Origin of the sequence: Thauera propionica, assembly GCF_002245655.1 — a bacterium.
GTDB lineage: Bacteria > Pseudomonadota > Gammaproteobacteria > Burkholderiales > Rhodocyclaceae > Thauera > Thauera propionica.
The window spans coordinates 796641-818231 of sequence record NZ_NOIH01000003.1 but is presented as its reverse complement, the minus strand read 5'-3'; the positions used below and the strand labels follow the sequence as shown (position 1 = coordinate 818231).

Here is a 21591-nt window from a genome sequence, read left to right as displayed (position 1 = left end):
CACAGATCCCGATCAGGAGGCCCGCTCAGCCCACCTTGCGCTTTGCCCCGGTCTTGTAGTGTGTGGAATACAAGGTGGCGCCAACAAAGGTCAGACCGCCGACGAGGTTGCCGATGACGGTGGGAATCTCGTTCCAGATCATGTAGTCCATGAACGTGAAGTCACCACCGAGCATCAGACCCGACGGGAACAGATACATGTTGACGATGCTGTGCTCGAAACCCATGTAGAAAAACACCATGATCGGCATCCACATTGCGATCACCTTGCCTGACACGGTGGTCGACATCATTGCCGCGACCACGCCGGTCGACACCATCCAGTTGCACATCACCGCGCGCACGAAAAGGGTCAGCATGCCCGCCGCGCCGTGGGCCGCGTAGCCCACCGTCCGGCCCTCGCCGATGTGGCCGATCTTCTCTCCCACCCCGTTCGGGGGTTCGCTGAAACCGTTGGTGAAGATGATGGCCATGAACAGGGCAACCGTGATCGCACCGGCGAAGTTACCGGTGAAAACGAGCGACCAGTTGCGCCATACGGCGCGCCAAGTTGCACCCGGGCGCTTGTCGAGTACGGCGAGCGGTGCCAGCGTGAATACGCCCGTGAGCAGGTCGAAACCCAGCAGGTAGAGCATGCAGAAACCCACCGGAAACAGTATCGCGCCGATCAGCGGGTTGCCCGTGTTGACCGTCACCGTGACGGCAAAGGCTGCGGCGAGTGCAAGGATGGCGCCGGCCATATAGGAGCGGATCAGGGTGTCGCGGGTGGACATCAGCAGCTTGGATTCGCCGGCATCGATCATCTTGGTGACGAACTCGGCAGGAGCAAGGTAAGCCATTTTGTTTTCTCTTGAAGCGTTTTGGGATTGGTTTAGGCAAGGGCGATCAGCACGTCATCGCCGTTCACCCTGACGTGGTGCGCGCGCACCGAGTGCTCGGGCGCCTCCAGGCATTCGCCGGTGCGCAGGTCGAAGTGGTTCTTGTACAGCGGCGAGGCGACGACGATGTGCTCGCCGAGGTTGCCGACCAGGCCGCGCGACAGCACGCTGGCGCCCGAGCGCGGGTCGATGTTGTCGATGGCATGGATGCCGCTGTCGCCGATGCGGAACACGGCGACGTGGCGGCCCTCGACCAGCGCACACACGCCGGTGCCGGGCAAGATGTCGCCGAGCTTGCACACGGCGGTCCATTTCAGTTCTTCGCTGCTCATGGGGGCGGTCCTCGCGGGGCTCATGCTTCCACCTCGGCGTTTTCGACGATCGGGCGTTCCTCGGCGCGTGCCGGGCGGATCTGTCCGCGCTCCTCGACGAAGACGATGCGCTGGTCGGCGCGCGGGTCGTTGATGAAGGTGCGGAAGCGCTTGCGCACTTCGGGGTCGGTGATCGCGGTCTTCCATTCGCACTGGTAGGTGTCGACCACGTGCTGCATCTGCTGCTCGAGCTCGCTGCAGATGCCCAGCGAATCGTCGATCAGCACGGCCTTCAGGTAGTCGAGGCCGCCTTCCAGGTTGTCGCGCCAGGTGCTGGTGCGCTGCAGGCGGTCGGCGGTGCGCACGTAGAACATCAGGAAGCGGTCGATCAGGCGCACCAGGCCGGCCTTGTCAAGGTCGGCGGCGATCAGCTCGGCGTGGCGCGGCTTCATGCCGCCGTTCCCGCACACGTAGAGGTTCCAGCCGCGCTCGGTCGCAATGATGCCGATGTCCTTGCCCTGGGCCTCGGCGCATTCGCGCGTGCAGCCGGAGACGCCGAACTTGATCTTGTGCGGCGCACGCAGGCCCTTGTAGCGGTTCTCGAGTTCGATCGCCAGGCCCACAGAGTCATCCACGCCATAGCGGCACCAGGTGCTGCCGACGCAGCTCTTGACCGTGCGCAGCGCCTTGCCGTAGGCATGGCCCGACTCGAAGCCGGCGGCGATCAGCTCTTCCCAGATCGCTGGCAGTTGCTCGACGCGGGCGCCGAACAGGTCCACCCGCTGGCCGCCGGTGATCTTGGTGTACAGGCCGTACTTCTTCGCCACCTGGCCGACGGCGATCAGTCCCTCCGGTGTGACCTCGCCGCCGGGCATGCGCGGCACCACCGAATAGGTGCCGTCCTTCTGGATGTTGCCGAGGAAGTAATCGTTGCTGTCCTGCAGGGTGGCAAGCTCGCCCTTGAGCACGAAATCGTTCCAGCACGAGGCGAAGATCGATGCTGCGGTCGGCTTGCAGATGTCGCAGCCCAGGCCCTGGCCGTGGCGCGCGAGCAGGTCCTCGAAACTCCTGATCTCGCCGACGCGGACCAGGTGGTAGAGCTCCTGGCGCGAGTAGGGGAAGTGCTCGCACAGGTGGTTGTTCACCGACAGGCCGAGGCGGGCCATCTCGGCCTTCATCACCTGGGTGACCAGCGGTACGCAGCCGCCACAGGTGGCGCCGGCCTTGGTGCAGGCCTTGATCTCGCCGATGGTGCTTGCGCCTTCGCCGACCGCGGCGCAGATCTGGCCCTTGCTCACGTTGTTGCAGGAGCAGATCTGCGCGCTGTCGGGCAGGGCGTCCGCGCCGAGACCGGGTTTGGCCTTGCCGTCGCTGGAAGGCAGGATCAGGAACTCGGGGTCGGCCGGCAGCGCGATGCGGTTGAGCGCCATCTGCAGCAAGGTGCCGTACTCGTCGGCGTTGCCGACCAGCACCGCGCCGAGCAGGTGCTTGCCGTCGGCGCTGACGACGATCTTCTTGTAGACCTGCTTGCACTCGTCGGCGTAACGGAAGCTGCGGCAGCCCGGCGTCCTGCCGTGAGCGTCACCGATGCTGGCCACATCCACGCCCATCAGCTTGAGCTTGGTGCTCATGTCGGCACCGCCGAACGCGGCCTGGGCGTCACCTGCCAGCTGGCGGGCGGCGATGCGCGCCATCTCGTAGCCCGGCGCCACCAGGCCGAAGGTCTGGTCGCGCCAGGCCGCGCATTCGCCGATGGCGAGGATGGCCGCATCGCTGGTGCGGCAGTGGTCGTCGATCGCGATGCCGCCACGGGCGCCGACGGCCAGCGCGTTCTGGCGCGCCAGTTCGTCGCGCGGACGGATGCCGGCGGAGAACACGATCATGTCGGTCTCCAGGTGGGTACCGTCGGCAAACACCATGCGGTGGCGGGCGCTGCGGCCGTCGGTGATCTCGACCGTGTTGCGTTCGGTGTGCACCTGCACGCCCAGGGCCTCGATCTTGCTGCGCAGGATGCGGCCGCCTTCGTCGTCTACCTGCACCGCCATCAGGCGCGGGGCGAACTCGACGACGTGGGTCTCGAGGCCGAGGTCGCGCAGCGCCTTGGCGCACTCCAGGCCGAGCAGGCCGCCGCCCACCACGACGCCCTTGCGCGAGATCGCGCCGGCCGCCTTCATCGCCTCGAGGTCCTCGATGGTGCGATAGACGAAGCACTGGTCGCGCTCGCTGCCCTTGACCGGCGGCACGAAGGGATAGGACCCCGTGGCCAGCACCAGCTTGTCGTAGGGCAGGGTGACGCCGTCCTGCGTCGTCACCGTGCGTGCGCGGCGGTCGATCGCCGCCGCGCGGCTGCCCAGCCGAAGCGTGAAGCCTGCCTCGGCGAAGAAGCCGGGGGCGACCAGCGAGAGGTCTTCCGCCGTCTTGCCGGCGAAGAATTCGGAGAGGTGCACACGGTCGTAGGCGACCCGCGGCTCCTCGCACAGCACGGTGACCTCCGCACCGGGGGTCTGCAGTTGCCGGAGTTCCTCGAGGAACTTGTGGCCGACCATGCCATGGCCAACGAGAACGATCTTCATGCTGGTATCACTCATTCGGCCCACGAAGGCTGGCGATACCGACGCAGAAGGTCATGGACCGGCGCGAGCATGTAGGCCTCCGCAGAACGCGGTTCGAAAACGGCTGAATTGACCCGAGGGCGCAGGAACAAGCACACCCAACGGTCCCCACCGTCGTTGGCAGAGGCTGCAGTCCGCCGCGTCGTTGCAGCGAACTCGAAAGCGATTAAGCATGTACCGTGCCATGCAATGAGTACGCCGCGACGACCGGTCTCCGGTGAGTCACGGCGCACAGGGGCGCGGTTAACGCACCATAACGGTGCCGGCGATCACCAGGGTGGTGCCGGCGCGCGGCGGAGCCAGCCTGGACTATGCTTCGACAGATTCCCTTCGGCACTGGAGCTCCAAATGGAAACGCCGGACACGATCCACGCCTTCTGGTTCGGTACGCACACCGACGACGACGCGGTGATCGCAAGCCAGTCGGCACTGTGGTGGCGCAAGCAGGCCGAGGTGGATGCCGAGATCCGGCGGCGCTTCGCGCCCTGGGTCGCGCGCGCGGCGAGCGGTGAGCTGGACGGCTGGCTGGCGGACATCCGCGGGCGGCTGGCGCTGATCCTGCTGACCGACCAGTTCCCGCGCAACATCTGGCGTGGCGAAGCGGCAGCCTTCGCCTTCGATGTGCTGGCCCTGCGCTGGGCGAAGGACACCCTGCGGCTGGGCCTGGACGCGGAGCTGGGTGCCGTCGAGCGCGTCTTCGTCTACCTGCCGCTGGAGCATTCGGAAGAACTCGGCGACCAGCGCGAGGCGGTACGGCTGTTCGATCGCCTCGCCGCCAGCGTGCCGGCGCCAAAGCGGCCCAGCTTCGACGGCTATCTCGACTACGCCCGCCGCCACCTCGCCATCATCGAACGCTTCGGGCGTTTCCCCCACCGCAATGCCGCGCTCGGGCGCGAGACCACCGCGGAAGAAACGGCCTTCCTGCAGCAGCCCGGCTCGTCGTTCTGAGCCATACTCGAACCCCCGCCTTCCCGATCCCGCCCGCCATGAAAGCCCACATCCTGCAGCATGTCGCGTTCGAAGACGCCGGCATCATCAACGCCTGGCTGGACGCACACCGCGCCGACGTCGGCGTGACCCGCTTCGACGAGGCTGCCGCGCTGCCCGACCCTGCCGGCCTCGATCTGCTGGTGGTGATGGGCGGGCCGATGAGCGTCAATGACGAGGCGGAACACCCCTGGCTGGTCGCCGAGAAGCGCTTCATCGCCCAGGCCGTGGCGCAGGGCACGGCCGCGCTCGGCATCTGCCTGGGCGCGCAGCTGATCGCCGCGGCACAGGGTGCGCGGGTGTATCGCAACGCGGAGAAGGAAATCGGCTGGTTCGACATCGAGGCGGTCGAGGCGCCGCAGGGCTGCTTTGCCTTCCCGCCGCGGTGCACGGTCATGCACTGGCACGGCGAGACCTTCGACCTGCCGCCTCGTGCCCACCGCCTGGCCGCCAGCGTGGGTTGCGCCAACCAGGCGTTCCAGCTCGGCGAGCGCGTGATCGGCCTGCAGTTCCACCTCGAGATGACGGACGCCAACCTGCGCGCCATCCTCGCCAACTGCCGCGGCGAGTTGCGGCCCGCGCGTTTCGTGCAGACCGAGGCGGAGATCCTCGACGCCGGACCGCAGCATTTCGCCGCCACCCATGCCCTGATGGCGCAGCTGCTGGACTACCTGACGCGACCCACTGCGCGCTGAGCGAAACCCCGTTTCCAGGCTCCAGCGCGCATGTAACTTTCATCGGCAGGGCGGAGAGCGGCCGCGCGCAGGCGTCTACAATGGCGCCAGACCTTCCCCAACCGGAGCGCGCCTCATGCACACGACTTCCCGTTCGCGTCTTTTCGCGCAGTCCCGCACGCTGCTGCAGGCCGTGCTGCTGCTATGCGCGCTGTCGCTGGCCGGCTGCGCCAGCCTGGTCCATCGCGAACCGGTCCGCATCAACGTCGTCGGCCTCGAGCCCCTGCCGGGCCAAGGCATGGAGATGCGCTTCGCGGTGAAGCTGCGGGTGCAGAATCCCAACGAAACCGCGATCGAGTTCGACGGCCTGGCGCTTGAGCTCGACCTCAACGACAAGCCCTTCGCCACCGGCGTCAGCGACCAGCGCGGCAGCGTGCCGCGCTTCGGCGAGGCCCTGGTCAGCATTCCGGTGTCGGTGTCGGCGGTCGCCGTCGTGCGCCAGGCGCTCGGCGTGATGGACGGCAAGGCGGTCGACAACGTGCCCTACACCCTGCGCGGGCGGCTGGCCGGCGGCGTGCTGGGCGGCGTGCGCTTCTCGGACAAGGGCACGCTGAGCCTGCCCGCCGGACTGAAGACGCCGCGCTGAGCCACGCGTACCCTGTCGCACCCGACCCGGCCACAATCCATGCCCCCGTCCGTGAACACCGCGCCCTTCTTCGCCCCCACCCACTTCGACGATGCCGCCGCCGCGCTCGAGCGCGTGCGCGAGATCCACGCCACCAGCATCGATCATCTGCGCGACGCGCTGCAGCGCTACGTGGCCGGCGGTGACATCGGCCGCCATGTGCGCGCCTGCTATCCGCTGGTGCGGGTGCGCACCGACACCGTGGCGCGGGCGGACTCGCGCCTGTCCTACGGCTTCGTCGCCGGACCCGGCGTATTCGAGACCACGCTGACCCGGCCCGACCTGTTCGCCGACTACTACCTCGAGCAGTTCCGCCTGCTGCTGCAGAACCACGGCGTGCCACTGGAAGTCGGCACCAGCACGCAGCCCATCCCGGTGCATTTCGCCCTGGCCGAGGACGACCACCTCGAAGGCCAGCTCGGTCCCGACCGCCGACTGCTGCTGCGCGACCGTTTCGACCTGCCCGACCTTGGCGCGATGGACGACGGCATCGCCAACGGCACCTTCGAACCCGGCCCTGGGGAGCCGCATCCGCTGGCACTGTTCACGGCGCCGCGGGTCGACTACTCGCTGCACCGCCTGCGCCACTACACCGGCACCCGGCCCGAGCACTTCCAGAACTTCATCCTGTTCACCAACTACCAGTTCTACATCGACGAGTTCATCAAGCTCGGCCACGAGCTGATGGCCGACGGCGCCTCCGGCCACGGCTACGAGGCCTTCGTCGAGCCCGGCGACGTCGTCACCCGCCGCAGCGGCCTGCCGCCGGGCGCACGCGACGCGCTGGGCACCGTGCCGCCGCGCCTGCCGCAGATGCCGGCCTATCACCTGGTGCGCGGCGACCGCAGCGGCATCACCATGGTCAACATCGGCGTCGGCCCCGCCAACGCCAAGACCATCACCGATCACATCGCGGTGCTGCGCCCGCATGCGTGGCTGATGCTCGGCCACTGCGCCGGCCTGCGCAACAGCCAGCATCTGGGCGACTACGTGCTCGCCCACGGCTACGTGCGCGAGGACCACGTGCTCGACGAGGAGCTGCCGCTGTGGGTGCCGATCCCCGCGCTGGCCGAGGTGCAACTCGCCCTCGAGGCCGCGGTGGAGGAGATCACTCAGCTGTCCGGCTACGAGCTGAAGCGCGTGCTGCGCACCGGCACCGTCGCCAGCACCGACAACCGCAACTGGGAGCTGCTGCCCTCGCACGGCATGGCCAGCAGCCCGGAACGCCGCTTCAGCCAGAGCCGCGCGGTGGCGCTGGACATGGAATCGGCCACGATCGCCGCAAACGGCTTCCGCTTCCGCGTGCCCTACGGCACCCTGCTGTGCATTAGCGACAAGCCGCTGCACGGCGAGATCAAGCTGCCGGGCATGGCCAACCAGTTCTACCGCGAGCGCGTCGACCAGCACCTGCGCATCGGCATCCGCGCCCTCGAGCGCCTGCGCGAACAGGGCATCGACCGCCTGCACAGCCGCAAGCTGCGCAGCTTCGCCGAGGTGGCGTTCCAGTAGCGCCTGCGGCATCCTCGCGCCCTTCGCCCGAAACACCCGCCATGTCCGCCGCGCAGCCCTCCGCCCGCCCGATCCGCGTGCTCTCCGTCATCCCGCCGATGACGCAGCTCAACACGCCCTACCCGTCCACCGCCTACCTCACCGGCTTCCTGCGCTCGCGCGGTGTCGATGCGGTACAGGAGGACCTGGCGCTGAAGCTGGTGCTGCGCCTGCTCTCGCCCGCCGGCCTCGACGACATCCGCGTCCGCGCCGAGGCGCTGCCGAAGAAGCAGCGCACGCCGCTGGTGCAGGGCTTCATCGAGCACTTCGCGCGCTACCGCTTCACCATCGGCCCGACCATCGCCTTCCTGCAGGGGCGCGACCCGACCATCGCCCATCGCATCGCCAGCCGGACCTTCCTGCCCGAAGGGCCGCGCTTCGATGCGGTCGACGCCTACGTCGATCCCAACGACCCCGACGGCGGCGACCCGCTGGGCTGGGCCTTCGGCGCCCTCGGGCTGGCCGACCGCGCCCGCCACCTGGCGACGCTGTACCTGAACGAGCTCGCCGACATCCTGCGCGACGCGGTCGATGCCCGCTTCGAGTTCGTGCGCTACGCCGAGACGCTGGCCATGAGCCAGCCGACCTTCGAGCCGCTCGCCGCTGCGCTGGCCGCGCCGCCGACCCTGGTCGATGACACCCTGCGCGAGCTCACCCTCCAAGCCATCGCCCGCCACACACCGCAGCTCGTGCTGGTGTCCACGCCCTTCCCCGGCTCGGTGTATGGCGCTTTCCGCATCGCGCAGGCGATCAAGGCAGCGCACCCGGACATCGTCACCGTGCTCGGCGGCGGCTTCGTCAATACCGAGCTGCGCGAGCTGGCCGAGCCGCGCGTGTTCGACTACTTCGACTACGTCACGCTGGACGACGGCGAGCGTCCGCTGCTGGCGCTGCTCGAGCACCTGCAGGGCAAGCGAGGCAGGTCGCGCCTGGTGCGCACCTTCGTGCGCGACCCGGACACGCGAGCCGTGCGCTACATAAACCTCGTCGAGCCCGACGTGCCCTTCGCCGAGGTCGGCACCCCGACCTGGGACGGCCTGCCGCTGGACGGCTACCTGTCGGTGCTCGACATGCTCAACCCCATGCACAGGCTGTGGTCGGACGGGCGCTGGAACAAGCTCACGGTGGCCCACGGCTGCTACTGGAAGAAGTGCAGCTTCTGCGACATCAGCCTGGACTACATCGGCCGCTACGACGGCGCCTCGGCCAGCCTGCTGGTCGACCGCATCGAAGCCATCATCGCCGAGACCGGGCAGACCGGCTTTCACTTCGTCGACGAGGCCGCACCGCCCAAGGCGCTAAAGGCGCTGGCCGAGGAGCTGCTGCGCCGGGGCGTGGCGATCTCGTGGTGGGGCAACATCCGCTTCGAGAAGTCCTTCACCCCCGAGGTCTGCCAGCTGCTGGCCGACAGCGGCTGCATCGCTGTGTCGGGCGGGCTGGAAGTGGCCTCCGACCGCCTGCTCAAGCTGATGAAGAAGGGCGTGTCGGTGGAGCAGGTCGCGCGCGTCACCCACGCCTTCACCGAAGCCGGGGTGCTGGTCCATGCCTACCTGATGTACGGCTTCCCGACGCAGACGGTGCATGACACGGTCGATGCCCTCGAATACGTGCGCCAGCTCTTCGCAGCCGGCTGCATCCAGTCCGGCTTCTTCCACCGCTTCGCGTGCACCGTGCATTCGCCGGTGGGCAAGCACCCCGAGGAATACGGCGTCGAACTGCTGCCGCTCCCGCAGGTGAGCTTCGCCAAGAACGATGTCGGCTTCATCGACCCCACCGGCGTCGACCACGACAGCCTGGGGCGGGCGCTGAACAAGGCGCTGTACAACTACATGCACGGCATCGGGCTCGAAGCGGACGTGCGCGAGTGGTTCGACGAGCGCGTGCCGCGGCCGCGGGTGGCGAAGCACTTCATCTCCCGCGCCCTGGATGCGGCGGTGCACGATTAACGCCGCGCGGCCGGGCTCCTATACTGCGGGCCTTCGAGGCAACCGGGCCGACGCGGCCCCTCCCGGATGGACAACCCGCTGCCGCCCGCGCCGGAACTGAGATTCGCATTCGATGCGCCGACGCAGACGCTGCGCGCGAGCCTCGCACCTGGCAGCCTCGTGCCCCGCATCGACGCCCTGTGGCTGCGCGACCGGCTCGCGGACGCGGGCTATGCGGATTTCAAGCTGCGCCGGAACGCGGTCAAGGCCCTGATCACCCAATACAACGCCGGCGGCACGGTGGTCGAGCTGGAGATCGCGGACTCGATCGACGGCGAACTGCAGATTGCGACTACGCCCGACAGCCTGGAGGCGCGGCTCACGATCACGCCGGCGGAGGGTGGTCGCGCCGTCACCAAGGACGACGTGCTCGAACAGCTCGCCGCCCGCGGCATCTACGAAGGCGTTCGGGTCGAGGAGATCAACCGTGCGATCGCCGCCGGCATCGCGCAGGATCTGGTGATCGCGCGGGGACGCGAACCGGTCGACGGCGAGGACGGCTGGCTCGAATGCCTGCTGCCGGAAACGCGCGCCCGCGTGCCGAACATTCGCCCCAGCGGCCGCACCGACTACCGCGACCTCGGCGAGGTCCAGGTGGTGCATGAAGGCGACGCGCTGATGCGGCGCCACCCGCCCACCACCGGCACGCCCGGGCTCGACGTGACCGGCCGCGCGATCGCACCGCAGCCCGGCCGGGACCAGCGTTTCGCCAGCGGCCTGCGCGGCGTGCGTCCGCATGCCGACGACCCCGACCTGCTGGTGGCGGCCAGCGATGGCCAGCCGGTGCAGGTGCGCGGCGGGATGATGGTGGAACCGATCTACACGGTCGACACCGTCAACATGACGACCGGCAACATCGTGTTCGACGGCACGGTCAAGGTGCGTGGCGACGTCAAGGCCGGCATGCGCATCGAAGCCAGCGGCGACATCGAGATCGGCGGCGTAGTCGAGCCGGCGACGGTGGAGGCGCGCGGCAACATCGTGGTCAAGAACGGCGTGCTCGGTGCCGTCGGCAAGAAGAATCCGGGCAAGCACCGCATCCGCTGCGACGGGAGCTTCTCGGCGACCTATGCCCAACAGGCCCGCATCGAGGCCGGCGACTCGATCTTCATCGACGATCTCGCCATGCAGTGCGAGTTGCACGCAAGAAACCACATCCGCGTCGGCAACACGCGCCGCGGTCATGTCATCGGCGGCACGCTGCGCGCCACCCTGTCGATCCACGCGCGAGTGATCGGCGCCCCGAACCGCATCCGCACCGAACTCGAGATCGGGACTGACAGCGCGCTGTCGCGCGCCTTGCAGGACATGGTGCAGCTGCGTGACGGCAAGGAAAGCCAACTGCTTGAGATCGGCAAGGTCCTCACGCTGTCAGACCGTCAGCCCGGCCGCATCCCGGCCGAGCTGCGCGATCGGGCCGAGCAGACCGCGACGAACCTTTCATTCGAAGTCGAATCCCTGCGCGAAAACGAGGACGAAATGCGTTACCTGCTCGCCCTGGCGAAGCAGGCACGCGTCAACGCGGAACAGGCTCTGCACGAGGGCGTGGTCGTGTCGATGGGCGAGGCCCGGCTTGCGATCCCCGGTCACCGCGGACCGAGCACCGTGCGCCTGGCCGAGCACGGACTCGGTGTTTTCGCGCTCGAGGACGAGGGCAAGCCCGGCAACGAAAGGTGACAATTCCGGGCGCTTGCGGCATGATTATTTTTCCTCAAACAAATCAAGGGTCGGGCGGGGTCAGAAAAGATGACTCCGCGCTATGAGTCGTTGCTCCCTGTCGAACACCAACGAGCCGGTCCGCGCCGAGGATGAATCCTCGCCCGATGCGGATGCCGACTCGCCGGGGCGATCTTGCCCGCCCCCGCCGTCGGCGGCACTGTCCGTCGGCCGTCTGCCTGCGCGTGTCTCTCGTGCACGCGCCATTTCCCTGATGCGATCCCCGCGCACGTGCGTTGCCGTGTGCGCTGAACACCTGTCGCCCACACCCATGCGCGCCGCAACTGCGGGCCCGCAGGTGCGTCCGCACGCCTGAGCCCTGCCACAAATACCCCCAATGGAAATATTCGTACTCATCGCCCTCATCATCCTGAATGGCCTGTTCGCCATGTCTGAGATCGCGCTCGTCACCGCGCGCCGGGCACGGCTGGCCAAGCTCGCCGAGGACGGCGACAACGCCGCGGCGGTCGCCGTCAAGCTCGGCGAGGAACCGACCCGCTTCCTGTCCACGATCCAGATCGGCATCACCTCGATCGGTATCCTCAACGGTATCGTCGGCGAGGCTGCGCTGGCCGGGCCGCTCGCGCAGTGGATGCAGTCGCTCGGCGTCGAGCAGCGGGCCAGCGAGATCGGCTCGACCGTACTCGTCGTTGTCGTCATCACCTACGTGTCGATCGTGATCGGCGAACTGGTACCCAAGCGCATCGGCCAGATCAACCCGGAAGGTATCGCCCGCCTGGTGGCGCGGCCGATGAACATGCTGTCGATCGCCTCGCGCCCCTTCGTCCATCTGTTGTCGAGTTCGACCGCGCTGCTGCTGCGCCTCATGGGTCAGCGGGAAACCAGCGGCCCGAGCGTGACCGAGGAGGAAATCCGCGCCATGCTCGACGAAGGCTCGGAGGCCGGCATCATCGAGAAAAGCGAGCACGAGATGGTGCGTAACGTGTTCCGTCTCGACGAACGCCAGCTCGGCTCGCTGATGGTGCCGCGCTCCGACATCGTGTGGCTCGACGTGAACCGCCCGCTCGACGAGAACCTGGCGCTGATGGCGGACTCGGCCCACTCGCGCTTCCCCGTGTGCCGCGGCGGCCTCGACGAGATCCTCGGCATCATCAGCTCCAAACAGCTCTTCAACCAGACCCTGCGGGGCGCCGAGGTCGACCTGACCGAAGCCCTGCAGGCGCCGATCTACGTGCCCGAATCGCTCACCGGCATGGAATTGCTCGACCAGTTCCGCGCCTCCAGCACGCACATGGTGTTCGTCATCGACGAGTACGGCGAGGTGCTGGGCATGGTCACGCTGCACGATCTGCTCGAGTCGGTGACCGGCGAGTTCCAGACCGACAACGCCGAGGAATCCTGGGCGGTGCAGCGCGAGGACGGCTCCTGGCTGCTCGACGGCCTGATCCCCATCCTCGAACTGAAGGACCGCCTCGACATGAAGGCCGTGCCGGAGGAAGACAAGGGGCGCTACCACACCCTGTCCGGCATGATGATGTGGCTGCTCGGCCGCCTGCCGAGCACCGGCGACATCGCCGTGTGGGAAGACTGGCGCTTCGAGGTAGTGGACCTCGACGGCAAGCGCATCGACAAAGTGCTCGCCAGCCGCGTGCCGGAACCCAGCGGCGAGGAAACCCCGGAGGGCAGCGAGCCCGGCGCCTGAGCCGCTCTCCCCGCGACCAGCCGAAGATGAAAAAACGCCCCGCCGTCCTCCCGGACGCGGGGCGTTTTGCTTTCAGTGCCGTCGCCAGGCCGCCGGTCGCAAACCGGTGCCGGACGACTTCAGTGCCTCACTTAAGCGCGGCGAGCGCGGCGGCGTAGTCCGGCTCGTCCTTGATCTCAGGCACCAGCTGCGAATACACGACCTTGTCGTTCGCATCGACCACCACCACCGCGCGCGCGGTGACGCCGGCCAGCGGGCCGGAGGTGATGGCGACGCCGTAGTCCTGCGCGAAGGCCGGGTTGCGGAAGGTCGACAGCGTCTTCACGTTCTGCAGGCCCTCGGTCTCGCAGAAGCGCTTGGCGGCGAAGGGCAGGTCGGCGGACACGACCAGCACCACGGTGTCGGCCAGACTGCCGGCGTCGGCGTTGAACTTGCGCGTCGAGGTGGCGCACACCGGGGTGTCCAGGCTGGGAACGATGTTCAGCACCTTGCGCTTGCCGGCGAAGGCGTCGAGGCCGACGTCGGCCAGGTCGGCACCGGTCAGCTTGAACGCGGGGGCCTGGTCGCCCGCCTGCGGGAAACGGCCGGCAACGTCGATCGGGTTGCCGCCAAGGGTCACTTTGCTCATGGGTTCTGTCCTCTGTCTCAGGATGGGTGGGGCCGCCATGCTCTTGTCGGCATCGGTCGGCGGATCGTCAGCCTACACCAAGGCATGACATCCGGCGACCGGGACGCTCAGCGCGGCGGCCTGTCCTCGATCTCGACCTCTCGGATCACCTCGCCCTCGATGACCATGCCGCGACCCGTCGGCGGATGTTCGCGCATCTGCTTGCGCAGTGCGCGCGTCTTCCACCACAGGTAGCCCCACGCCACCGCGCCGACGGTGACGACGACGGCGAACAGCACGACCGAGAACATCAGGGCAACGCCGAACACCGCAATGGTGACGAGCACCGTGACGATCTTCTGCAGCAGGCTGGGCGGCGCACCGTCGCCACGGCCGAACTGGTTGAAGAGACTGGAGAACTTCGGATCGCGATACATGAGGGATTCCTGGTAGGGATCGGGGCCTGCAGGCCCTGCGTGCCTGGACGGGTTGCAGGTCAGAGCCCGGACCGGACAAAAGATTCCTGCCCGCGCCTGTTTCAGCATGAAACGACAGCGGCCGACAGTGCACCAGCAAACCCATGCCGATGCAAGCTGCGCTAGTCTCGGAGGCGTTCGAGCCGGAGGCCACGTCATGTCATCGCAGCAACGCCCTGCGCACAGGAACGGGCAGCATCCGGTCCCGCTGATCCTGTTCGGTGCCTTCGACCGCCACAACTTCGGCGACCTTCTGCTCGGCCGCATCGCGGCCCGGACGACAGGACGGGCGGACGCCATCGCCGCAGGCCTCGCGGCGCGCGAGCTGCGCCGCGCCGGCGGCTTTGCGGTGGCGGCGCTCGACGACATCGTGGCGGCACAGGCGGGCGATGCCTTCGACCTGCTGCAGGTCGGTGGCGAGATCCTGGGCTGTTCGCGCTACGAAGCCGCGGTAATGCTGCTCTCAACCGACGAAGCCGCCCACGCGGTCGCCCGCCTCGACCGCGACGCAGCGGCGCGCGAGCACTGGGCGGCAGGCCAGCCCGGCACTGAACGCGAACTGCCTTATGTCGCCTCGCGCGGCGCCTTGCCCGGCGTGCGCCGCATCCTGCATGCAGGCATAGGCGGTGTGGAACTCACGACCCTGCCGGCGACGCTGCGCGACACCGCGCTGGTCCGGCTGCGCGAAGCCGACCGCGTCTGGGTGCGCGATGCAATGACGCAGGACACACTGAGCCAAGCCGGCCTCGACAGCCGGCTCGCGCCCGACCCCGCAGCCCTCGTCGCCCGCCTTTTCTCGGCGCGGATCGCCGCATGTGCCAACGGCGCCCGAGCGACGACCCTGCGGGCACGCTTTCCGCGGGGCTATCTGGCCCTGCAGTTCAGCGCCGATTTCGGCGACGACAGCACCTTGCGCCAGCTCGCCAACGGGGTCGAAACCTTCGCCGCCGCGCGCGGACTCGGCATCGTCGCCTTCTGCGCCGGGCGCGCCCCGTGGCACGACGACCCGGCGATCCACCGGCGCCTGCGCCGCTTCCTCGCCGACCCGCAACGTCTGGTGTCGAGCCCGGCCCGCGGACTGTGGGCGCTGTGCGGGCTGATCGCAGATTCCGCCGCGGTGTGCGCCTCGAGCCTGCATGCGCGCATCGTCGGCGAGGCCTTCGCCCGGCCGGTGGTCACCCTGCTGCGCATGCCCCGGGCCGGGCGCAAGCAGTCGGCCTACGCACGGACCTGGGACCCGGACGGACTGAACCCGCTTGCACTGCCGGATACGGTCGACTCGGCGCTGGCAGCCGCAACTCGCCAGGATCCGGCGCTGCGGGCTCGACACGCCCGACGACTGGCGGACCGCGCCGCCGAAGCCTGGCAATGGCTGCTGGCGCCCTGATGCCGACACACTTCAGTCGGGCAAGGACAGCGCGACCGCGTCCAGCACCTCCGCCTTGCCCGTGTCGCCCCGCTTTGCGCGCAGACGCAGGAAGGCGGCCAGCATCGCCAGTTGCGCACGAACCGAATCGAGCTCGCGCGCCGACGCGGCGACCGTCGCCAGGGCATCGCGGTAAAGGTCGCCCAGCACGGCTTCTGCGCTGCGCCCCTCGGGCAGGCGGCCGCCCGCAAGCCAGGCGGCCACGGTCGCATCGGCCACCATCGCGGCATCCCAGAACACGAAGCTGCGTTCGAAGCGTCGTCGGGCCCGCTCCACGCACGCGAGCGCATCGGCTCCGCCCGTGCTGGCATCCCCCAGGACGGCATCGAGCTGCAGGCGGTTGATGCGCGCCTGCGGGTTCCAGTCCACGGCGCGCGCATCGCCCTCGCCGGCGGCGTAGGCGTCGCGCGCGCGGGACAGGGCTTCACGCACGGCCTGCAGCTCGGGTTCGGGTCCGCGCAGCAGGACCATGGCCTTGCGCTTCCAGGCGCTGCCGAAGATGCCCTGGCGTTCGGCATTGGGGACGGGTGGGGTCTCCGCGCCACGTGCAGCCGTGGCCGGATGCTCGCCGGACAGGGCGGACAGCGCGCCGGCCCGCGCCAGCGCATCGTCGATCAGCGTCGACGCGGCCTCCAGGTCCTGTCCGTCGCCGGGCGCGCTCAGGCGTTCGGCTTCGCGCGCCTCCATGTTGACGAGCTGCTCGATGGCGCTGATCGGCACCAGCCCCTGCGACGAATCCTCGGCAATTGCCCGCAGCAGCGCGGCGCGTGCCGCCGCGAAGCCCGCACCGCCGTACTCGGCATAAAGGCGCCCCTGCGCCTGCAGCACATCGGTGCGTTCCGCCCAGTGCGGCGGCAGCCGGCCCAGGCGGCGTCGCACGCGCTTCTGCAGGGCGGCGAAATCACGCTCGCCGCGGACAGCCGCCGGCAGGCGGGTGTCGAGCCGCAGTTGCTCCAGCCAGTCAAGCAATTGCTCGGGTGCCCGCAGCGGCGTGTCGTCGCGGCTCGCCGGCTCGCCCAGCCGGAGCTGGAAGGCCGGATCGCCGTAGGCCTGGTAGGCGCCCCAGGTATTGCAGTCGGGATAGGTATCGAGCGCCGCACGGCGGGCGGCGAAGACCGCATCCGCGAAGCGTGCGCCGCGAACCGCCATGTGGGTGAAGAAGGTCTCGGCGAAGGTGAGCCCGGCATCGTCGCGGACCTCCCAGCCGGCCGCGACCACGCAGCGCACGCCCATGTCGATCAGCTCGCGCGCGAGACTGGCCGCCAGGCGCTGGCCGGATTCGCCCTCGCCGATCCGGCCGAGGTGGCAGCAACTCAGGAACACCAGGTCGGGCACCGTCTCCATCAGGCCGATCTCGGCGGCAGACAGCAGCAGTCCGTCGGACAGCACGACGCCGCTGCGATAACGCCCGTCGGCGCCGCGCCTGGCGTAGATGCCGTGCGCGGCGATGGCGAGGATGCGGCAGGGGCGGGCGAAGAGGCGGGCGAACACCTCGGGCGCGCGCGAATCCGGTGGCGCATGGCTGACCGTGTAGCCCGCCGCCTCGAGGATGCGGACCACGGCATCGCCTTCGCGCGCAGCGCCCTCCAGGCTGGGCAGGCGATCGGGACGCGGCTTGCCCTCGGCATCGAGGCGCGGCTTCCAGCCGGGACCGCCGAACTGCGCGTGATAGCCCTCGGTGCTGGGGTTGGCGATCACGCACGCGCTGATCGCATCGGTGCGCACGATCTCCCGGCGGAAGCGCGTGGTCATGAACTGGCGCACCATGCGGGTCGTGCGCACCAGGGGTTCGCCATCGGCTTCCAGCAGCTCCCACGGCAGGTTGGCCGTGCGCTCGTCCACCACCAGGATCAGGTTGTTGGCCTTGCGCGCGGCGGCCTTGAACTCCACCGGCACCAGCAGCTGGAACAGCAGATGACCCAGCGCCTGTTCGCCCCGCGCATGGCGTGTGGCGGCAGGGCCGGTGAGCGCCTCGGTGGCGAGCTTCTCGACCAGGCCCGGCTGACGCTGCTGCACCACCGCCTCGGCACGCGCCTTCTCGCCCATGTAGGTGAAACGCAGGCGCTCGGCATGGCGTACCACCGGCGGCGACTCGAGCCCCGGCTGCAGCGCAGCGGCGTCGATCGCCTCGGCACCGCAGCCGTACAGGCTCAGCCAGCGGCGCAGAACATCCGGTGGCAGCGGGTTGCGCAGGCGGGGCGTCCAGCCGTCGGCCGGGCAGTCGCTGTCGTCGCGGTCGGCATCGCCCACCGCCAGGCGCGGCCAATAGTCGGAGAAGGGCGTCACCGTCAGGCGCTGGCGCACGCCTTCGCCGTGGCGAAGTTCGGTGGCGGCCTCGAGTTCGACACCCAGTTGCGCGAGCTCGCCCGCCAGCGCCTGCCCCAGCGTGCTGACGGCATCGGCCGCGGAAATCGCCGCATCGCGATAGAGCTCGACCAGTTCCAGCTCGACGATGCGCCCGGACGGTGCCTTGCGCCCGCCCGCGCCCTGGGCGAAATCGCGGTTGGCGAGCAGCACGCCGCGCACGATCGCCTTCACCGCGTCGCCGACTTCGAGCTGGGCCGCGGAGTTGGTGCCGATCAGCAGGCTGGCCAGACGCAGCGGCAGCGTCCCCTCGCCCCCCGCACCCTGGATGCAGTGCTCCTCGATGCTACGGTCGCAGGCATGCAGCAGGTAGCGCAGCGCCCCGGCGCGCACCGCCTCGGTGACGCCTTCGGCGCCCAGTCGCCCCATCTCGCCCAGGCCGACGACCACCGCGCCGCGCCCTGTACCGCGCAGGCGCTCCTCGCGGCTGCGCGGCATCAGCACGACCGCGGCGCTGCCGAGCTCGGCGGCATGGACGCCCAGGCGCTGGCGGTGGCTCAGCGCGCCGCCCACCAGCCAGCGGTCGATCACGCCCTCGGCGCCGGCGATGGGATCGCCCGCATAGTGGCCGCACAGGATCGGCACCTGCACGAAGCGCAGGTCCATCGCCCGCACCGACACCGCCAGCGTGGCCCGCTTGCGCCGCGGCAAGGGCTGCAGGTGCCCGCCCAGCACACGGCTGACGATCTCGGCGTCGGTCGGGTAGGCAGGCGGCGGCCCGGCGCGATAGCTCAGCAGCGGTGCGTCGAGTTCCTCGCCACGGCTCACCGGCAGGCGGCCGAGGCGAATCGGCGTGCCATTGGCCAGCAGGGAGTCGATCTCGGCGAAGAACTTCGGCGTGCTGGTCAGGCCCATGTGGTCCACCGGCATCATCCAGTAGCGCTCGTCGGGCAGGCCGGGCAGACGGCCGGACTGCCAGGTGACCGAGCCGTCGCCAAACGGCGTGCCGCGCATCACGATGTTCCTGGGCTTGCCGTCCTCGGTGTGAACGAGGATGCCGCAAGGCGTGTTGTCCGCCTGGCCGAAGACGTAGGTGATCCGGTCGGGCGCCTCGGCCACCCACTGCGTGTCGGCCACCTCGCGCCAGAAGTCGACGGCGTCGTCGAGCAGGCCCTGCGCCGGCTTGCCGGCGAGACGACGACCGAACCAGAAGTCGTTGTTGATCGACGCCAGTCCGGGCCAGGTCTCGGCACGGAAGTAGTCCCGTTCCGCCACGCCACCGGTGTCCTCGAAGCCGGGCGCCGGCAGCAGGTGCACCGCGCCGGGGAAGGCGGCGACGATGTCGAGCACCGACTGCAGGCCGTTCTTCATGTCCAGCCGCGCCAGCATGCGGACCGTCTCCGACTGGCCGAGCAGGGTTTCCACGAACAGGTGGGAGCCGTGGTTGGGCGTGCCCAGCATCAGCAGCCGGCCGCCCGGCCGGGCGACGAGGTCGCGCCACAGGGTCTTGTCGGCCGCAAAGGCGGCGCGTACCACCAGCCCGCCCATGCTGTGGGCGAGGATGCGTACCGGCTGGTCCGGATGCTTGCGCAGCGCCTCGCGCAGCACGCCGGCAAGCTCGACGCCCAGCGCACGGATGGGCTGGCGCCAGTCGTAATCGTGGCGGATCACGCGGTGGCTGCCTTCGAGGTGCTCGGCCAGCCGGCCGTAGGCCAGCCCGACGAGCCCCTGCGCACGCACGGCCCGGCGTCCGCCCATCGCGATGCGCGACAGCCGGCCGCGCGCGAGATCGACGGGGTCGAGCCAGATCCGGTCGCCATCGGCCGCGAGATGACTGCCCATGATGCCGGGCAGCAGCACCAGCACCGGCAGGGTGTTGTCGGCGGGCTCCGCCTCGCCGCGACTGGCACGGCCCCCAGCGGGCTCCAGATCCGGCAGCGTGAGCGGCAGCCAGGGCGCGGCCTGCTCCGGCACGTCGTGCGTGAGCCAGCTGCCCAGCGCACCGGGCAGCGGCACGCTGGCGCTCTTCACGTCGTCGCGGAAGTAACGGAAGTGGCTGACCTCCGGGCCCTGCACGTAGATCGCGCGGTGCGGTGCGTCCGCGTCGTCCGCCGCGCGGGCGAGCAGGCCGCCGTACATCGAGTCCGTATCAACTACAAGGTCGTTTCGCGCGCGCTCGAAGAAGGCCCAATCGACGAACATCACGCCGATTCGCTGCAACATCCCGCCGCCTTCGATATCACCGGCGATCACCGCCATCCTGACCTGGGGCGCCAGCGCGGCACGGCCGAGCAGCATGCCCATCGGCGACTCGGGCAGCATGGCCTCGATGCCGGGCACGACCTCGGGCTGCAGGCGCTTGTCGGCGATCTCCAGCACCACGCGCGACAGGAAGGCGAGACCACGGTCGGCAGCCTTCTTCGCCGCTTCGGCGGCGAGCGGCGAAGCCACTGCGCCGGCCACGACGCCGCTGCTCCAGGCGCCGAAGCGGCGCACCAGATTCAGCAGGGTGGAGAGGAAAAGGTCGAGGTTGTCCGACAGCAGGGCGGTGCCGCGCGCCGGCGCGGCCACGCGCACGTAGCGCTCGACCTTGAGGCCCTTGTCGCGCAGCAGTCCGGCCAGGCGGCGCAGCTTGGCCCGCTCGGCCGCTGCCACGGCGGCCCGCTCGCGCGCCGTGCCGACGCGCGCGGTCGGGGCCGGACGCCAAGCCTCGATCAGTTCGTCGAGTTGCGCATCGTCGGGGTCGAGGCACATCAGGTCGCCGACCAGGCCGCCGCGCGAATGCGTGACCAGGCACAGGCGGCTGCCGGCGGGCAGGGTTTCGGCCAGCGTCAGCGCATTGTCGATCGGGCTTTCGGAGAAGGTCCGGTGCTCGAAGCCGAACACCCGTTCGCCGAACGCCGCTTCCAGCACGCCCCATGCGGCACTGCCGGGAAGGTCGCCGAAACCACCGAGGGTGTGGGAACCGGTGCCGTGGATGAACACCAGCAGGCTGCCCGCGCGTGCAGCCTCGTGCAGCCGGGCGTCGTCGGCCGCGTAGCGGTCGCTGTCGTGCAGCACGCCGCCCTTCCAGCGGTAGAGGCCGGGCGCGCCGGCAAGGCGGGCCTCGATGGTCTGCATCAGGGCCTGCGCGCCCTTGCGCGAGGCCCAGGCGGCCGCCCAGTCCTCGGCCTTGCCGGCGAGCAGTTGCCGCAGCCTGTCCTTCGCCTCGATGCTGATCTCGTCTTCGTCGAGGCTCAGTTCCAGCACGCGGCGCCACACCCAGCCCAGCGCACCACGCGCGGTGTCGCGGCTGTCGCGGAAGCCGGCGAAATCGATGCATCCGTCAGCGTCGAGCAACTCGGGACGGGTCCGCGCGAGTTGCTCGGCGAGCGCATCGGCACGCATGAATACCGTCGTGCCGTCAGACGCCTCCAGCGCCAGCAGGCGCGGCCCGGCGTCGAGCCGCTCGGGTGCGGGAGCGTCGGCGCTGCGGCTGACTTCGGCAAGCTCGAGCGTGCGCACGACCTTGAGGCCCGGCACCAGGGCGATGCCGTCGCTGCCGTCGGCACGACTTCCGGCACTGCGCAGCACGCCGGGCAGTGCCGGGACTGCGCTCGCCTCGGCCTGCACGGGCAGCTTCAGCGCAGGCGCACCGCGCCGGGTGGATTGACTGTTGGCCACGATGCTCTCCCTTTCTCGATCCGCGGAGTCCCCACCCGTCGGAGCGACGATCTTCTC

Annotated in this window: 14 protein-coding genes; 8 read left to right on the top strand and 6 right to left on the bottom strand. The window is 69.4% G+C overall.

All coding sequences use genetic code 11. The features are described from left to right. Window positions 1-25: 25 nt before the first annotated feature. From CGK74_RS05105 to nirB, 3 genes are read right to left on the bottom strand one after another with little or no spacing between them, the layout of a single operon-like run. Window positions 26-838 carry a formate/nitrite transporter family protein gene (locus tag CGK74_RS05105; RefSeq protein ID WP_094267375.1) on the bottom strand — a complete coding sequence of 271 codons (813 nt, stop codon included), beginning with the start codon at window positions 836-838 and terminating at the stop codon, window positions 26-28. Between the two features lie 32 nt (window positions 839-870). Further along, window positions 871-1209 carry a nitrite reductase small subunit NirD gene (nirD, locus tag CGK74_RS05100; RefSeq protein WP_094267374.1) on the bottom strand — a complete coding sequence of 113 codons (339 nt, stop codon included), beginning with the start codon at window positions 1207-1209 and terminating at the stop codon, window positions 871-873. Between the two features lie 20 nt (window positions 1210-1229). After that, window positions 1230-3761, bottom strand: coding sequence for a nitrite reductase large subunit NirB (gene nirB, locus CGK74_RS05095; RefSeq protein ID WP_094267373.1), 2532 nt, complete (start codon window positions 3759-3761; stop codon window positions 1230-1232). Window positions 3762-4148: 387 nt separating this feature from the next. On the opposite strand from nirB, the gene CGK74_RS05090 reads away from it, so the two are divergent. The 7 genes from CGK74_RS05090 (at window position 4149) to CGK74_RS05060 (ending at window position 13058) form a co-directional block, all read left to right on the top strand. Further along, window positions 4149-4748, top strand: a complete 600-nt coding sequence (locus CGK74_RS05090) for a DUF924 family protein (RefSeq protein ID WP_094267372.1) — start codon at window positions 4149-4151, stop codon at window positions 4746-4748. Window positions 4749-4786: 38 nt separating this feature from the next. Next, window positions 4787-5482 carry a type 1 glutamine amidotransferase gene (locus tag CGK74_RS05085; protein ID WP_094267371.1) on the top strand — a complete coding sequence of 232 codons (696 nt, stop codon included), beginning with the start codon at window positions 4787-4789 and terminating at the stop codon, window positions 5480-5482. A gap of 115 nt (window positions 5483-5597) precedes the next feature. Then, window positions 5598-6107, top strand: a complete 510-nt coding sequence (locus tag CGK74_RS05080) for an LEA/WHy family protein (RefSeq protein ID WP_094267370.1) — start codon at window positions 5598-5600, stop codon at window positions 6105-6107. A 39-nt stretch (window positions 6108-6146) separates the two neighbouring features. Continuing rightward, the gene (locus CGK74_RS05075; RefSeq protein WP_094267369.1) at window positions 6147-7655 is read left to right on the top strand and encodes an AMP nucleosidase; all 1509 of its coding nucleotides are present in this window, start codon (window positions 6147-6149) and stop codon (window positions 7653-7655) included. Window positions 7656-7696: 41 nt separating this feature from the next. Then, entirely contained in the window at window positions 7697-9640 is a 1944-nt protein-coding gene (locus CGK74_RS05070) for a B12-binding domain-containing radical SAM protein (RefSeq protein ID WP_094267368.1), read from the top strand. Window positions 9641-9706: 66 nt separating this feature from the next. Further along, the gene (locus CGK74_RS05065) at window positions 9707-11356 is read left to right on the top strand and encodes a DUF342 domain-containing protein (RefSeq protein WP_094267367.1); all 1650 of its coding nucleotides are present in this window, start codon (window positions 9707-9709) and stop codon (window positions 11354-11356) included. 376 nt (window positions 11357-11732) lie between these two features. Further along, window positions 11733-13058: a hemolysin family protein gene (locus CGK74_RS05060; RefSeq protein WP_094267366.1), complete on the top strand. Its 1326-nt coding sequence runs from the start codon at window positions 11733-11735 to the stop codon at window positions 13056-13058. Between the two features lie 127 nt (window positions 13059-13185). Here CGK74_RS05060 and tpx read toward each other — a convergent pair whose 3' ends face one another. Continuing rightward, on the bottom strand, window positions 13186-13686 hold the full coding sequence (gene tpx, locus CGK74_RS05055) for a thiol peroxidase (protein ID WP_094267365.1): 501 nt from the start codon (window positions 13684-13686) through the stop codon (window positions 13186-13188). A gap of 107 nt (window positions 13687-13793) precedes the next feature. Then, window positions 13794-14102, bottom strand: coding sequence for a hypothetical protein (locus tag CGK74_RS05050; protein ID WP_094267364.1), 309 nt, complete (start codon window positions 14100-14102; stop codon window positions 13794-13796). Window positions 14103-14298: 196 nt separating this feature from the next. On the opposite strand from CGK74_RS05050, the gene CGK74_RS05045 reads away from it, so the two are divergent. Continuing rightward, the gene (locus CGK74_RS05045) at window positions 14299-15528 is read left to right on the top strand and encodes a polysaccharide pyruvyl transferase family protein (protein WP_094267363.1); all 1230 of its coding nucleotides are present in this window, start codon (window positions 14299-14301) and stop codon (window positions 15526-15528) included. A 12-nt stretch (window positions 15529-15540) separates the two neighbouring features. Here the strand turns inward: CGK74_RS05045 and CGK74_RS05040 are convergent, their stop codons facing one another. Continuing rightward, on the bottom strand, window positions 15541-21534 hold the full coding sequence (locus tag CGK74_RS05040) for a CHAT domain-containing protein (RefSeq protein ID WP_094267362.1): 5994 nt from the start codon (window positions 21532-21534) through the stop codon (window positions 15541-15543). Window positions 21535-21591 lie beyond the last annotated feature (57 nt).

Bases quoted from the DNA above. Each gene is read 5' to 3' on its own strand.
- CGK74_RS05105 (WP_094267375.1), bottom strand. From the start codon at position 838: ATGGCTTACCTTGCTCCTGCCGAGTTCGTCACCAAGATGATCGATGCC.
- nirD (WP_094267374.1), bottom strand. From the start codon at position 1,209: ATGAGCAGCGAAGAACTGAAATGGACCGCCGTGTGCAAGCTCGGCGAC.
- nirB (WP_094267373.1), bottom strand. From the start codon at position 3,761: ATGAAGATCGTTCTCGTTGGCCATGGCATGGTCGGCCACAAGTTCCTC.
- CGK74_RS05090 (WP_094267372.1), top strand. From the start codon at position 4,149: ATGGAAACGCCGGACACGATCCACGCCTTCTGGTTCGGTACGCACACC.
- CGK74_RS05085 (WP_094267371.1), top strand. From the start codon at position 4,787: ATGAAAGCCCACATCCTGCAGCATGTCGCGTTCGAAGACGCCGGCATC.
- CGK74_RS05080 (WP_094267370.1), top strand. From the start codon at position 5,598: ATGCACACGACTTCCCGTTCGCGTCTTTTCGCGCAGTCCCGCACGCTG.
- CGK74_RS05075 (WP_094267369.1), top strand. From the start codon at position 6,147: ATGCCCCCGTCCGTGAACACCGCGCCCTTCTTCGCCCCCACCCACTTC.
- CGK74_RS05070 (WP_094267368.1), top strand. From the start codon at position 7,697: ATGTCCGCCGCGCAGCCCTCCGCCCGCCCGATCCGCGTGCTCTCCGTC.
- CGK74_RS05065 (WP_094267367.1), top strand. From the start codon at position 9,707: ATGGACAACCCGCTGCCGCCCGCGCCGGAACTGAGATTCGCATTCGAT.
- CGK74_RS05060 (WP_094267366.1), top strand. From the start codon at position 11,733: ATGGAAATATTCGTACTCATCGCCCTCATCATCCTGAATGGCCTGTTC.
- tpx (WP_094267365.1), bottom strand. From the start codon at position 13,686: ATGAGCAAAGTGACCCTTGGCGGCAACCCGATCGACGTTGCCGGCCGT.
- CGK74_RS05050 (WP_094267364.1), bottom strand. From the start codon at position 14,102: ATGTATCGCGATCCGAAGTTCTCCAGTCTCTTCAACCAGTTCGGCCGT.
- CGK74_RS05045 (WP_094267363.1), top strand. From the start codon at position 14,299: ATGTCATCGCAGCAACGCCCTGCGCACAGGAACGGGCAGCATCCGGTC.